This window comes from uncultured Psychroserpens sp. (assembly GCF_947500255.1).
Taxonomy (GTDB): Bacteria; Bacteroidota; Bacteroidia; order Flavobacteriales; family Flavobacteriaceae; genus Psychroserpens.
This window is the reverse complement of record NZ_CANMRL010000002.1, coordinates 61601-76714: the sequence shown is the minus strand read 5'-3', so window position 1 is coordinate 76714 and position 15114 is coordinate 61601. Positions and strand designations below refer to the sequence as shown.

7 protein-coding genes are annotated in these 15114 nt (G+C 33.3%); all 7 read right to left on the bottom strand.

Annotation, left to right across the window (positions count from 1 at the left end):
* Positions 1–10 precede the first annotated feature (10 nt).
* Entirely contained in the window at positions 11–424 is a 414-nt protein-coding gene (locus Q0783_RS07085) for a lipocalin family protein (RefSeq protein ID WP_298894222.1), read from the bottom strand.
* Positions 425–429: 5 nt separating this feature from the next.
* Complete coding sequence (locus tag Q0783_RS07080) at positions 430–1224, bottom strand: T9SS type A sorting domain-containing protein (protein WP_298894221.1); 795 nt, start codon at positions 1222–1224, stop codon at positions 430–432.
* Positions 1225–1229: 5 nt separating this feature from the next.
* On the bottom strand, positions 1230–2210 hold the full coding sequence (locus Q0783_RS07075) for a hemagglutinin protein (protein ID WP_298894220.1): 981 nt from the start codon (positions 2208–2210) through the stop codon (positions 1230–1232).
* 32 nt (positions 2211–2242) lie between these two features.
* Positions 2243–3220, bottom strand: coding sequence for a hypothetical protein (locus tag Q0783_RS07070; protein WP_298894219.1), 978 nt, complete (start codon positions 3218–3220; stop codon positions 2243–2245).
* Positions 3221–3593: 373 nt separating this feature from the next.
* On the bottom strand, positions 3594–7400 hold the full coding sequence (locus tag Q0783_RS07065; protein WP_298894218.1) for a two-component regulator propeller domain-containing protein: 3807 nt from the start codon (positions 7398–7400) through the stop codon (positions 3594–3596).
* Between the two features lie 139 nt (positions 7401–7539).
* The gene (locus Q0783_RS07060; protein ID WP_298894217.1) at positions 7540–9867 is read right to left on the bottom strand and encodes a choice-of-anchor L domain-containing protein; all 2328 of its coding nucleotides are present in this window, start codon (positions 9865–9867) and stop codon (positions 7540–7542) included.
* Between the two features lie 73 nt (positions 9868–9940).
* Positions 9941–14782, bottom strand: a complete 4842-nt coding sequence (locus Q0783_RS07055) for a T9SS type B sorting domain-containing protein (RefSeq protein ID WP_298894216.1) — start codon at positions 14780–14782, stop codon at positions 9941–9943.
* Positions 14783–15114 lie beyond the last annotated feature (332 nt).

The window sequence follows — 15114 nt, the reverse complement described above, 5'->3', positions numbered from 1 at the left end:
TATTTGGGTTTTATCCTTCTGTTTTATCAAAAACTATTGTTTCTTCATCTGTAGTAATAGTTAGTGAGTTTTCGGTAATCGTAACAATTACTGCTGTAATGATTTCACCCTCAAACGATACGCTAATGTTGATGTTATTAGAAAGTGTGAATGCTCCTGTATTGATGCCAAATGATTCGCAATTACCAGCATTTAGATCAAAAGATTCTAATGTAAAAGTGCCATTATCAGAAAATTGGATATAACCCATTTTTTCACAATCATTGTAACTACCAGGAGTTACAGATTCATTATACCATTTTCCAGAGGTTAATAATTCGCGATTTGTTGGTTGATTACCATTTCCATTGTTATCATCATCATTACTACATCCAAAGAAAGATAGTATGACTAATAGAATGCTGAGTTGTTTGTAAGTTTTCATATGTTTTATTTTTTAATAATTCTTTTGGTGATGGTAGTTGTTTCAGTTTCAATTTTCAAGAAATAGGCACCAGAACGTAAGTGTTCAACTATCATGGATTTAGAGTCTTTTAGTGACATGATTTGTTTTCCTAAGATGTCATAAAGTATGAGTTTCTGAACTTTAAAAGGTGTTGATACATGAAGTATATCTAGAGCTGGATTTGGATATACAGCAATGCTATAATTTTCAAGTTCAATGTCATCCACGTCTAAAGTTTCAAACATAAAACTTCCTTGACCTGAAGCTATTCCAGAAAAATAATCTTGTGTATTTGTATTATCAATATTTGAATTAAAAAAACTATCTAGAGCTCCACCAAGACCCATTGCAATAGGATCTGAGTTTGGCAATAAGTCCATAAAACCTTGGGTTGGAGAATTACTAATATCGAATGTAAAAATTACAAATGGTGTATCTGTTGTGTGAGATACAATGCTCTGTCCTGGAGGCAAATTAATAACAAAAGCATCACGTGTACCATCACCAAACCCTGCTCCAGATAATTGTGCAGCAGTAAATTGATTGGCAGCCCACGGACGACCATTAAATTGTGAGGTATTTATAATATCGGTATCACCTGCTGGTAGCATAAGTGTAAATCCAATATCCGATACATCGGTATCTGTTGCGTCAAAATCTGGTATCGCAACAATAGAAAAATTGTAGCCAGAATTATGTTGAATTCCAAATTGATAACCTTGTGATAGTCCAGAGAATGTAAAAAAGATAGTAAATAATATTGTGTAAAAGCTTTTCATGGTTTCTAATTTTTTGGCGGAACGGTTGTACTTATTGTAAATGTTGGTAGGTTTAGGAAGTTTGCTGGATGATTAAGAATATTATCTTTGATAATATTACTGTCATTTGGAGATCCAGAAAAGCGCGCAATGTTATTTAAATCAATGTCCTGAAGGAGATATCCAGAAGACGCATATGTGATAAAATTTAGAACATTACTTGGGTCTGCAAGGATATAGTCTTTAATAGCATTTACATCGTTGTTGCTGCCAGAAAATATGATACTATCATCAGTATTAGTATCTCCTGCCCAAAGCGCTGTATTGCCCGAATTTAAAATAGTCTGAGCGTTATTTCCAAAAGTTAAAAAGCTACTGGTTGTAAAATCTACAATGGTTGTAGTGCTTTCTGATAAATTGATTGTGGCAGAACTCATGGCGCCTAGGTGATTTCTATGTTTTATAACAACATAGTAATTTGTTGGAGCGGCTTGCATAATTACAGATGATGTACCGTCAAAATCAACAACATCACCATCACGTTGCACTAAAGCTGAGCGCGCATTAATAAGACGTTGATTGTCATTAGCGGCTCTTAATTCTAACCATATCCAATCTACTATAGCATTAGTACCTGTAGTATTAAATACAGTGGCATTGCAAGTAGCATTATCTTCATACGGACTAGTTGTTGGTAATAATCCATTTTCTCTGAGCGTATCATTCATTAATCCATTAGTCATTGGATTTAATGAAGGCCCTTGTAATAATACAATTGGGTCTATGAGAATTCTGAAATCCGCATTGATAAAGCCTTCGGAAATGTTAATACCTGAAGCACTTAATTCTTGTACGTTAGTTTCTCCAATAGTATATAGTATTTGTATATCTCCAGAACTTACCGAAGCACCTCCATTGTCAATACTGAATTTTTCAATAGTTTGCGCATTTATGTATATACTGCTTAATGCAAGTAACATACAGTTGTAAAATATTCTATTTCTCATTTGTTTATACTTTTAGATAATTGAAATTCGATCTAGCAAATAGTCACAAAAATGACAACGAAATCACCACCAGCAATGCCATCATCATCACCATCAATGGTAAGATTATTAGCATCAAGAAGTTGATTGATACCATTTCCTTTTAGAATTATTGGTACACCACTAAAACAATCTGCAGAAAGATCAAAATAGCTTTGATCTGTTGTGATGGTCAATCGAGTATCACCATTAGACCAATTCATAGTTCCGGTACCAGTACCATCATCTCCAATAAGTATTGAACTACCAATCACTGCAGAAGATATATTCATAGGAGCACTAAAGTCAATAGAAAATGTGATGCGACTACCAGAGATAAATGTGAAATCAGTATAGTTTTGAGTATCATTATCTGGTGCAGTAATTGTAGTTACATTAAATGAAGGGTTATTATTAAGAATGACCCATTTAGTACCATCATAACCTTCAAAGTTCTTAGTTACACTATTGTAGCGCATGGTGCCTTCTGTTGGAGTTGTGTTGTCATCGGCAATTTTAATTTTACCATTAACATCTAGTTTTTGTTCAGCACTAGAGCTTCCTACTGCTATATTTCCTGAATCTCGATAGATATCATTTCCAGATTTTTCCCAGGAAGAATCAGCAGAACTAAGTGCATAAGGCACCGTTTTAAATTGTGACGTTCCCATGTCTACTAACCCGTTTCCAGTATCAATTTCTACTTTCAAAAAATGCGGATTGCTACTCCAGTCTATGTTAGAGAAGTTTCCTAATGATGAGTTGCCTTCTCCAATATTTAAGACTATAAATCCGTTGTTACTTGTTGTTTCAACATGAGTTTCTTGATAAATCGTATCTGCATTTTCTTGAATAGATAGCTGAATGCTTACAGATTGATTAACTATAGCATTTCCGTTTTCATCTTTGATAAGAGCTTTGTAATTGATTCCATTTTGAGCATAACTTAAATAGGTTAAGCATAAAATAAGTAGTGTTAATTTTACTTTCATGATTTGAATTTTAAATAAAAAAGGGAATAATGTTTACTCAACGTTTTTTTGTTACTCCCTTTTCTCAATTGATTAATAGCGTCTTTAATATTGTTTATAAAATTTTATTGTTTTGATAATCTCATTTTTCAAAAGGATATTGAGTTTATAAGTCCCTTTTTTTAGATGATCGATACTTAGGTATATCTTTTCATCTTCTTTTTCTTTTGGATTGTTATCCATCTTAAACTTTAGCTATTGAATTCTTTATAGATGTAAAATTATAATGAAGACACTGGAGAGGGTGGAAGATATGTTTCAAAGTATGAAACATATGTAACATGTATTGAAATTGTGTTTTAAACTATTGAAAATCAATAATTTAAAATGCATTTCACTTTTTAGATAAATACTCGTTGGGTGTGCATTTATAAGTGTCTTTAAAACACTTAATAAAGTATGAAGGTGTATTGAAACCTATTTGGTATGCTATTTCAGAAATGGTAGCATCTGACTTTTTAAGTAGATCGATAGACAGTTTTAAGCGCTGTGCTCTGATAAATTCCGATGTACTCATATTAACAATAGCCTTTAGTTTTCTATGTAGTTGTGTCCTACTCATATGCATGGCTTCTGAAAATGCTTCACTAGTAAAATCTGTATTAGTTATTTTTTCATCTAATACTAATTTTAATCGTTTTAGAAATTCAGCTTCAGTTGAGGTAATAGATATTTCAGGATTTATAGTGAAATCTTTGCTAAAATGCTTTTGAAGTTGTTGTCTGTTTTCTATAAGTTTTTTTACTCTAAGCTGAAGTTTTTCACTATTAAATGGTTTGGTAATATAGGCATCAGCTCCAGTTTTTAGGCCTTCAATCTCATTCTCTTCACCAACCTTGGCTGTTAGTAAAATAATTGGTACATGACTTGTGAGTACATTGTATTTTAGCGTGTTACATAACGCAATACCATCTTGAATAGGCATCATAATATCACTAATGATGATATCTGGAATATGTTGTAACGCCATCTCTATTCCAGTTTTTCCGTTTCCTGCTTCAATAATTTGATAACTATTCTTAAAAATTGAAGATACAAATGCTCTTATGTCTTTATCATCTTCAACAATTAATAAAAGTGGATCATCATGGTTTTTATTTAGATTGTCATCTAATACATCTAAAGCTATTTGATTTCTAGTTTCAGTTTTAATTTCTGAAGATGTAAAGGCACTTTTAGAAATAGGAAGTGTAACTGTAAATTGCACTTTGTTTTGATCTACTGTATTGGCTGTAATATTTCCTTTTGATAAATTAACTAATTCTTTAACGAGTGCTAAACCAACTCCAACGCCATCAGAAGCTTCATTATCTTGATAGAATCGTTGAAATAATTTTTCGAAATCTTTTTTAGAAATACTGGTGTTAACGTTGATTATTGATAAGACTAGAGAATTGTCTAAGGCATTAGCATCTATTATTATTTCTGTATGCTCTGGTGCATATTTAATTGCATTTGATAATAAGTTGGATGCTATTTTTTCGATTAAATCGACATCGTACCATGCTGTAGTAAGGTTTTCGATACGACTATTAATATGAATATGTTTGTTATTTGCCTTGTATTGGAAAGCAGCAATAATCTGTTTTAAAAGGACATTTAGATTTCCTTTCTCAACCTGCAATCGTAATTGACCTGAATCTATAAGTGAAAGATCTAACATTTGATTAACCAGATTAAGCAATCTGTTTGCATTTTGCTTAACCAAGTTAAGTTCTTTACGATCTTTTGGGTCTAAAGCTTTTCTAGATAGTTGTTGGTCAATCGGACCAGAAATAAGTGTTAAAGGTGTTCTAAACTCATGAGAAATATTGGTATATAATTTGGTTTTAAATTCATCTAATTGTTTGAGACGTTCAGTTTCTGCATGTTCTAAGCGTACTTGAGTTTCTAATTTCCACTTAAATTTAAAATAACTAAAAATGGCAAAAACTCCTAAACCAATTAGCAACACATAAATACTATAAGCTAAGTTTGTTTTATACCAAGGTTTTAATATCTCAAATGAATAGGTTTTAGGCGTTTTGTTCCAAACACCTTCATAATTACTTGATGTGACTAGAAACGTATATGTATTGGGAGGCAAATTTGTATAATGCGCAACATTGTTGTAACTAGGTATAGACCAGTCTTCGTCATGATTAATTAGTTTGTAGCGATAGAGATTTTTTGATGGCTCAGAAAAGTGTAAACTAGCAAAGGTAAAGGTTAAGGTGTTTTGATCATGACGAAATGTTTCAGATGCTACCATTTCTTGTGTCTGATTAAATATTTCAAATTTTGAAATAACAGTTTTAGGCTTCACTTGATTGGTAGTTAAATCACTTGGAGAAAACCAATTAACGCCTTCTAGCCCGCCAAAGAACAGTGTACCATCATTAGCTCTAAAATACGCTCCTGTATTAAATTCAAAAGATTGTAGTCCACTGTTTTCTGAATAGTTTTCAGCACGCCGCTTTTGTTCATCTTGTGGGTTAAATCGTGTGATTCCTTTGTTAGAACTCAACCATAAATTTCCGTTTTCATCTGGTAAGATTGCATAAATAACATTATTAGATAAACCATATTCAAGAGCATAAGTTTTAATGTCTTTACGTATAGTGTTGTATTCTTTTATACCATTTCCATTAGTACCAATCCATAAAATAGAGTCTCTAAAATATAACGACTTAATTTTGTCTGTGATGTTTTGTACTGGTTCAATTATTTTGGTTTGTGTATGCAATAAAAAGAGCCCATTATTCTCGGTTCCAATCCAAATATCATTTGCTTTTCCTTTTTGGATAGTTCTAATGTTATTTGAAGTTAAACCTGAATTATCAGTCGAAAATTTATGAATAATACCTTTGCCTTTTTCATATAAAATAATACCACTATCTCTTGTACATAGCCAAAATTGATTTTTACTGTGTTTATAAATTTTCCAGATAGTTTCATTCTCCAATAGTTTAATAGTTTTAAACGTACCAGAGTTATCTAATATTTGTAAACCTTTTCCTTGATGACCAATCCATAACTCATTATCATCAAACAACAAGCTCATGATTCGATTGCTATTAATTGCTGAGTTTTGCGTGGTGTAACTTTTGTAGTTGTTTTCATCTAAATTGATAGACGTTAAACCTTTTCCTGACGTTCCCAACCACATCGTTTTATTAGTATCGTAGACTATAGCTCTAGTGACATCTACAGGTATATTTTTAGGTGTTTGTTTATTAGTGATGACATTAAATTTTGTTAGGTGTTCGTCATAATAACTTAAGCCAGCGCCATCTGTTCCTAGCCACACTGTGCCAGTGTAATCTTGATATAAGCATAGTACATCATTATATTGCAATGCGTATGGATTGTTCTTGTTTTCGGTAAAATGAGCTACGTTATTTTTTTTATATTCAATAATGTATAAACCATCTCCATAAGTTGCTATCCATACATTATTATTGTTGTCAATAAGTAAATCTTGAATATTTAATTTTGAAGGTAGGTCAGGATGCTTAAACTTTTCAAATCTATTTGATTTTAGAGATTTATAATACAATCCATTCTCAAAACTGCCTAACCATATTGTTTTCTCTTCTGAGACTGCAATTGAACTAAAGTTTGTTTCATTGTTTTCAACCTCTACTGCCTTTATGTGCTTATCACTTAATTGAAATATGTGTTTGGATGTAGCGACATAATTATCACCATTTAATTCAATAATATCATATGTATTAAGGCCTTTTAATTGAGGTTTAAAAACATCTAGTGTGTCGTTTGTTTCAGAATCAATTTTAAAAAGCCCATTTCCGTAGGAACCGATATAATATTCTTTTTTTGTGTTCTGAAAAATGACACTTACATTTTTTATGGATTGTATGGTATTAAAACTTTGAGTGTTCTTATCAAATTTTTCAAGAATCCCTGAGTTGCTAATAATCCAGAGATCATCACTTCTATCAATATATAGTTTACCTAGCTTGCTGTAAGTTGGTCTGGTGACATCTTCAAAGTGTTTATTAAAAAAGGTAAAAGATCTCCCATCATATTTGTTGAGACCGTCTTGTGTGGCAAACCACATATAACCTGTAGAATCTTGCACAATACTCACTACACTGTTTTGCGATAAGCCTTGTGCAACTGTTAGTTCGCGAAAAGACATTTGTTTAGAATTTTGCGCAAAACAATTTAGACCAATACAAAGAAAGATTACAGAAACAAGATGTCTCATTTATGGGTAAAGTTTGTATCTAAAGTTAAGTAATCTTTGTGAATATCAATACACTATGCATTATAATGTATTAGCGCTTTAACGCAAAGTGACTTGTAAAGGTTCTTCCATCAATCAACGTTACTGTAAACCAGTAGTCGTCACTTGGAAGTGCTTGTCCGTTAAGTGTGCCATCCCAACCAGCACTTTCATTATCAAACTGTGTCAAGAGTTTGCCATAGCGATTAAAAATCTTGATGTCAGTTCCTTGGTTAAATTGAGAATTAACACCATAGACTTGCCAACGCTCGTTGTAAGGATCGCCATTTGGTGTAAAGAATTTGGGAAAACCTAATACTGAAATCGTTTCTTCGGTAATACCGCAACCATTTATATCGCGAACAAAAACCGTATGAAATCCAGAAGTCACATTGGTAAACGTATTTTCAGATTGATAATCACCATCAGGATCATCTAATGCGAATTCGTAATCACCTTCACCTGAAACTTCTATGGTAACGCTATTGTTACTTGAGCCTTCAGTGACAATGATATTATCTATAGTCGCTAGATTAGAGGCCAGCACTGTAATGGTTCTACTTGATGAACAACCGTTAGGATCGGTAACAATAACGGTGTAATTTCCAGGCTCGTTAATATCGTTAAAGGTTGTGTTGACTGCTGTTGTACTCCCATTAAATAGCCATTCGTAGTAATAATTGTTAGGTTCGTCATTTAAGACACCTCCAACCAAAGTAATAGTTTCAGGGAAGCTGTTTAGGCAATAAATGAAAGTTTCATCGTCTAATAAAACAGGTGTATAGAGTACTACCAATTCTACTGTGGAAATTGAATAGCACTGGTTATTGCTTTCAACTTTTACAAAAATAGTCTGTGTATTTGCTGATGTATTTTGATACGTATTTGGAAGTGCATTGGTGTCAAAAAACGCATCAATTTCAGTTTCATAAAAACTTACTGAAGCATCCATTGGAATTTGAGGTTCTATGGTCGTTCTAATGTCATTTAGATTGAAATTCGTAAATCCATCGACAGGATCGTTGTCACAGGCTTCAAGAGGTAGAATAGCGATGATATTATTTGAAATTTGTAATTCTACTTCAGCAATGCTATAACAATTGGCTTGATTGACTACTCGAGCATACACGGTTTGAAAAGGAATAGTATTTTCAAAGGTATTGGCACCAACAATCGCATTCACATTTTGTTCGGCATCATTTTCAGTAAAGAAAAAATCACTAATAAAAATGGAAGAATCATTATTGGTAACTAGAGGTTCTGCATCAAACAAGTTATAAAAAGTCAAACCATCCTGATTCTGGTCACATTCAATTAACACCGAATCAAAGACTACTGGGTTTTCTGCATATTCTATATTAATCTCACCAAATAGGAGGCAAGTCCCTTTCGTTATTTCAACATTATATAAACCTGCATCGTCAACTTCTAAAGACGCATTGGTCTCGCCTAATAACTCTACATCGTCTTTAAACCATTTGTAGGTGTTTGTCGCTCCAGGTTCATTGGTTTGGATGGTAAATGTGTCGTCACCACAAATAGCATTTCCATTGGCAATTAAGCGATCAGGACCTAAATCTGTTGAGAGCCTAAAACTGCCAGCTTCAAGAAAGACTGCAGAATCAAATCTGAAGTTTTGTTCATCGGCTATCACAAGTTTAACATGATAGGTCTGATTAGGGATGACATTAGCTGTCGCTGTTAATATGGAGGTCTGTCCGTTGAAATTTGTAGGAGATACTGCGCCATTAAAGCCAGCAAAATAGGCTTCATTTTCAGCATCACATCCAGGAAGATCTGGATGGACTGTTGTTACTTTTACCGGAGTTTGAGTACCAGGAACCAACGCAATGTTTGTATATTGTTGATCTCCTATTGGTCGAATCAAAAATCCAAATAAATCAGAGAATTGACAAGTATTTGGATTTCCTTCTTGGTATTCTTCGGAAGCGAAAATATATCTAAAACTAATTTGAGTAGCAACAGAGGTGAAATCAAACTCTAAAATGGTCGCGTTAGTCGTATTGGTTTCATTAAGAATAGTTTCGAGATCATTATCTCCAGACCAATTTGAAGCCGTATCATCACTAAGCGTTGTATTTGGACCAGGAACATTAGATAAGCGTCCTGTACTCATTACAATTCCAGTGTCGAATGGAAACGTCGTTCCTGTCGCATCAAAAAAACCATAACTCTGGTCCGAGTCATTAAAATTACCGCCAACGACGTTCGTAACAACAACATTATCAATACATTCACTATCAATAAGAATGTCTTCAATGAGTTGTTGCGGTGTAAACGTTTGTGAGTCTACAGTAATATTTTGCCCAAAAACACCGAGCGAAAATAAACAACATAGAATTTTTATAGCGAGTTTCATTTGCAATTTTTCCGATTGCAAAGATACACATTGAATAGCTTGTTAAGCCTTAAAAAATGTTAAGATTATCCTCTTATAAACGCAATGAAAAATGGCCTTTAACTTGAAAAGAAATGTTATCCTTTTTTACATTGGCAACAAACCAATAATCATTTGCAGGCATAAGATTACCATTGTATAAACCGTCCCATCCTCTTGAGTTAGAGTCTAAAGTTGTTAGCATTTTTCCATAGCGATCATAAATGTATACGACTGTTCCAGTTAAGGTTTCAACTCCAGTAATATGCCATGTGTCAAAATAACCATCATTATTAGGTGTAAAGAACTTAGGCGCATCGATAACAACAATCTCTTTTGTTGTTTCTGAACATCCATTTAAATCAATAATAGTTATGGTATGATATCCAAGACTTACATTTTGGAAGAAGCCTGTATCTTGTGGTGGATTGTCATCTAGTTGATACAAATAATTTCCTATACCACTAATGGTTACTGTAATATTGTTTGGATCAGAGAAATCTACGGTTTCGGTAATTTCGATGGTTGCGGCTTCAGATTCAGATACAGAGAATACTCGTGTTGTTTCACAACCATTTGGTGTAGTTACTGTGACGGAATAAGTTCCTATATTGGTAATTTCAATCTCAGGTGTTGTTTCGTTAGTAGACCATATATATGTATCACCAGCATTGTTCGTGTTTGCACTTACAATAAGTGGTAAGTTGTCTAAACAGATGACTTGATCATCTATATCAATGACTGGTTTTTCAAAAATAATAGTCATAAATTGAGTTGTACTATAACAGCCAGTTGCATTATTCTCGACACGAACATAAATAGTTTCATTTGTTATCGCCTCATAACTATCTCCTAAGTCATTTGTACCTTGATTAGCTAATACTACATCATTATAGTAGGTAACTGTGAATGCGTTAGGGTTTTGACCACCCAGAATTTGAGCATTCTGCTGTGTTAAGTTAAATACTAATAACCCATCAAAATCATCATCACAAGCCTCTAAATCATTGGGCTGATTAGCTATAGGTAACGAATTTACCTGTAGGTTGAACTCATAGATTGTAAAACAATGTGTTGTAGAAAATTCTACGCGAGCAAATAGCGTATCATTATTAGTTTGATAGTTATAGTCGTTAGCTAAAGCATTCTCTTGGTTACGCGCATCTGCTTCAGAAGCATAATAACTAACTAAAACATTTGCTGTCTGATCTAGTAGTGTTGCATCAATTTCAGATAAATCGAATAGGTCATTTTCATTATCACAAATTTGATAAACTCCAAAATCATTAATGGCAGGAGGTAGGTTAACATCTAATTCTAAAGGAACAGATACGAAGCAATTTGAAATGGTATTCGTCACTCGAATGAAAACAGTTTGCGGATTAGTGAGGTTGGTATAATTGCTTGGATCCTGAATAGCATTTGTATTCGCTTCCAGATCTTCCATAGTTTCGAAATAAGTCACTGTAATATCATCTTGCCTTACATCGAGAATATCGAACTCCGCTTGAGTAAGATCAAAGGTTACAATACCATCATAATCTTCATCACACATTGAAATTGGTAATGCTGGATTAGCTTCGGGTGATTGAATGATATTTAATTCGAAACTTGTAATCGAATTACAAATAGTTCCATTATCGATAACCACGAAAATCTGTTGTGGGTTTAAGGTATTCGTATAGTTTAGAGGAAGTGCATTAATGTCGTTTTCGGCATTTGACAAAGACGTATAAAATGTAATATCTAAGGTATCATTAATACCTTGTGAAATTTCTTGAACTTTAGTGTTTAAATCAAAAGTTTCACTTCCATCATTTGAGATGTCATCACAAACAAACCAATCTGTTGGAGCATTAAACTCAGGATTTGTACCTACTTCAATAATAAAAGAAGCCGTTCCGTAGCAATCGGTATCTGTGATATTTTGAACTCTCACAAAGATGGTTTGAGGGTTTGATGTATTTTGATAAGCTACAGTTTTATCAATTGCATTAGTGTTATTATCTGCATCGGATTGATTTAAGAAGTATAGGGTTTCTTTTCCTGTTTGTCCGTTTAAAATTTCAGCATCTTTAGTAGAAAAGATAAAATCACCTACATTATCACTTTGGTCTTCGCAAATCTTATAGTTTGAAATTGCGGTAAAATTAGGAAGTGTGTTAACGATGATTTCTAAACTTTCAGTAGAATGACATCCAGTAATCGTGTTTTCTATTCTAGCAAAAACAGTCTCTGTACTAGCAGCATATGATGTTGCTGTCGCAATTACATTAGTTGCTAAATCTGCATCATTTTGAGTATTGTAAAATGTGATACTTCTATCTGTAGTGTCACTCACTAACTCTGATATTTTACTATTCAAATCAATAATGGATACACCATCCTGATCGTCATCACAAATAACAATATCTGTAGGTTGATTAGATAAAGGTGCAGGTAAGACCTCAATGACAAGCGGATTTATATCTGCACAAAATGTATTATCAGATCTAATTCTCACATATAAAGTTTGCGGGTTCGAAGTATTTGTAAATTGTGTTGGTAACACATTTGAGCTTGAATTTGCATCTGCTTCTGAGGCAAAGTACAATACAGTAAAGTCTGGTTGACCATCAGTAATTAAATTATCATACTGACTTAAGTCTATGGTTGTAAACCCATCTTGATCTGTATCACAAACTAATTGGTTATCAACAGGATCAAACTCTATAATTGGATTTATGACCAAATCAATTTGAGCAATCTCTTGACATACAGGACTAGTAATTGTTATAAATAGTGTTTGTGGATTTGATGTAGGAATAAAAGGAACATTGATGTCAATTGGATTAACTTCATTGTCTCTGTCGTCTTCTGTTAAATAGAAAGCGACTATGATATTATATTCCATCACTTCCTCAACGTCATTAACGATAGTCTGACTAATATTTATAAGGTCAAACTCTTCAATACCATCATTATCAACATCGCATAAATTAAAGTTTCTTATGTCTGTTGCTGTTAATAATAAATTTGGATGAATTTCAATAGGCGTTGTAGAGGCGCAACCTGTTGCAGCATCTTCAACACGAACATAAATGATTTGTTCACCACTAGTGATGTTGGTATAGTTGGTCTCATTTGCAATTGCATTTACACCTAAATCGGCATCTTCTTGAGTTTCATGAAAGGTTACATTAACACCAGTTAAGCCTTCTAAAATATCATCAATTGCAGAAGTGAGATCAAAGTTGGCAAAACCATCATGATCGGGATCACAGGCTTCAATATAATGATCGTCTGTATTAATAACAGGATTGTTCAAAACCTCAATATCTAAGGTCGTTGTTGTAGAACATCCTGTGTTTATATTTGTGACATTAACAAAAAGAGTTTCATTCGCATTCGTATTCACATAAGGTAATGGGATAGCATTTATGCCATTATCAGCATCGTTTTGTGTCAAATGGTATGTAACACTAAGATCGAAATTTCCATTTGTAATCTCATCATCTTTTTGAGATAAATCTATAGTTGTAAAACCATCAGCTGTTGCATCATCACAAACCATTAAAGTTGTTGGTTGTGTAATAATAGGTAAAGGGTTAACGACTAAATCAAAACTTTGAAATGCCAAACATCCAGTACTTGTATCTTCGATTCTTACAAATATAGTTTGTGGGTTTGAGGTATTTTGAAAAGATCCTGATACGGCATTTGCAGCATTTTGAGCATCATTTGCTGTAAGATGATAGCTTACTGTGTAACTTGAAGCAGGAACAGCTGCTATAGCTTCAGCGTCTTTTGTAGATAAATCAAAAGTTTCTGTTTGATCTGCACTAGCATCATCACATAATTCATAATCTGAAATGGGTCCAGCTGATTGTGTTGAACTTAAAATTACAGATACGGTATCTTCAATCAGGCAAGTAGAACCAGCCAAAGGAATTTCAATTTCCACTCGGTAATCTCCAGATTGGGTCACATCTAAAGTTGATTGTGTTTCACCAGGAATACTGTTGTTATTTAAAAACCAAGAGTATGTGGCCAACGGATTTTCAATATCTCCATCTAAAGTCACTAGATCGGCACAGGTTTGGATATTTGGACCTAAATCTACAGTAGAGTTAAAACTATTTCCTTCAATAAATACTGCCGAATCATAATTTTTATCGGTTTGATCTGCTATAATTAATTTGATATGATACTGAACGTTAGGCTGTATGCTTGCTGTTGCTGTCATTACAGTTGTACGACCATTGTAATTAGTGTCGCCTAGATTGTAACCTTCAAAGAATTGGTCGTTTGAAGCACTACAAAAGCCAACAATTTCATCATGAATAGTGTTTGTATTTACGGGAGTGGTCGTTCCAGGAATTACTGCAATATTAACATAAGGATCATTAGTACCTGCTTCTTTGATAAGAAAAGCAAAACCATCAGAGTATTCGCAAGGGAAGTTTCCAAAATATTCCTCAGATGCTAAGATATAATTAAACTGAATTTGGTTTGCAACCGATACAAAGTCGAACTCTATCGACGTAGCATTTAGTGTTCCAGTGATTCCAAGAGCTGTCTCTAAATCTGAATCGGTTGTCCAATTGGGCTCACCGTCATTTAAAACAGCAGTATTTACTGTGTTTCCTCCAGATGCAGCATTACCTGTAGATAACATGATTCCGTTTTCAAAAGGAAAATTAGAACCTGCTCGCTCGAAATAAGCAAAACTATTAAATCCGTTTATTTGACCGTTAACTTGGGATTGAATGTTAGACGTTTCAACACAACCTTGAATAAGATTGTTTTCTATAAGTTCTTGTTCTGTAAATGAGTTATTGATACTAATTTGCTGAGCACCAATTGTGCAGCATATAAGACATGCAATAATGAAGAGGGATTGTTTCAAAAATGTCATTTGTAAGCGGTTAAGTTATAATATCACAACCTAGTTAGTTTGGGACTTGTTTGATTATAGATATTCTGTTGGAGTGAAAAGTAGATGTAATTTGGATGAAATACAAAAAAAGACGACGAATAGCGCAAAATTTTAACATTTATGATCTTTATAACGTCTATTAAAGTCCAAATTGTTAAATTATTTCAGTTTTCGATAACTAAATCATCATAGAAGTCTTTTTCTCCTTTTCATTGATTTGAACGATTTCTAAGGTATCTAACATAATATTAAAGCGACAAAACATTTTGTCATTATGTTTCGTCAATTGAATTGATAGTTATTAGATGATC

Coding starts and splice junctions, on each gene's coding strand:
- Q0783_RS07085 (WP_298894222.1), bottom strand. CDS start 424: ATGAAAACTTACAAACAACTCAGCATTCTATTAGTCATACTATCTTTC.
- Q0783_RS07080 (WP_298894221.1), bottom strand. CDS start 1,224: ATGAAAAGCTTTTACACAATATTATTTACTATCTTTTTTACATTCTCT.
- Q0783_RS07075 (WP_298894220.1), bottom strand. CDS start 2,210: ATGAGAAATAGAATATTTTACAACTGTATGTTACTTGCATTAAGCAGT.
- Q0783_RS07070 (WP_298894219.1), bottom strand. CDS start 3,220: ATGAAAGTAAAATTAACACTACTTATTTTATGCTTAACCTATTTAAGT.
- Q0783_RS07065 (WP_298894218.1), bottom strand. CDS start 7,400: ATGTCTTTTCGCGAACTAACAGTTGCACAAGGCTTATCGCAAAACAGT.
- Q0783_RS07060 (WP_298894217.1), bottom strand. CDS start 9,867: ATGAAACTCGCTATAAAAATTCTATGTTGTTTATTTTCGCTCGGTGTT.
- Q0783_RS07055 (WP_298894216.1), bottom strand. CDS start 14,782: ATGACATTTTTGAAACAATCCCTCTTCATTATTGCATGTCTTATATGC.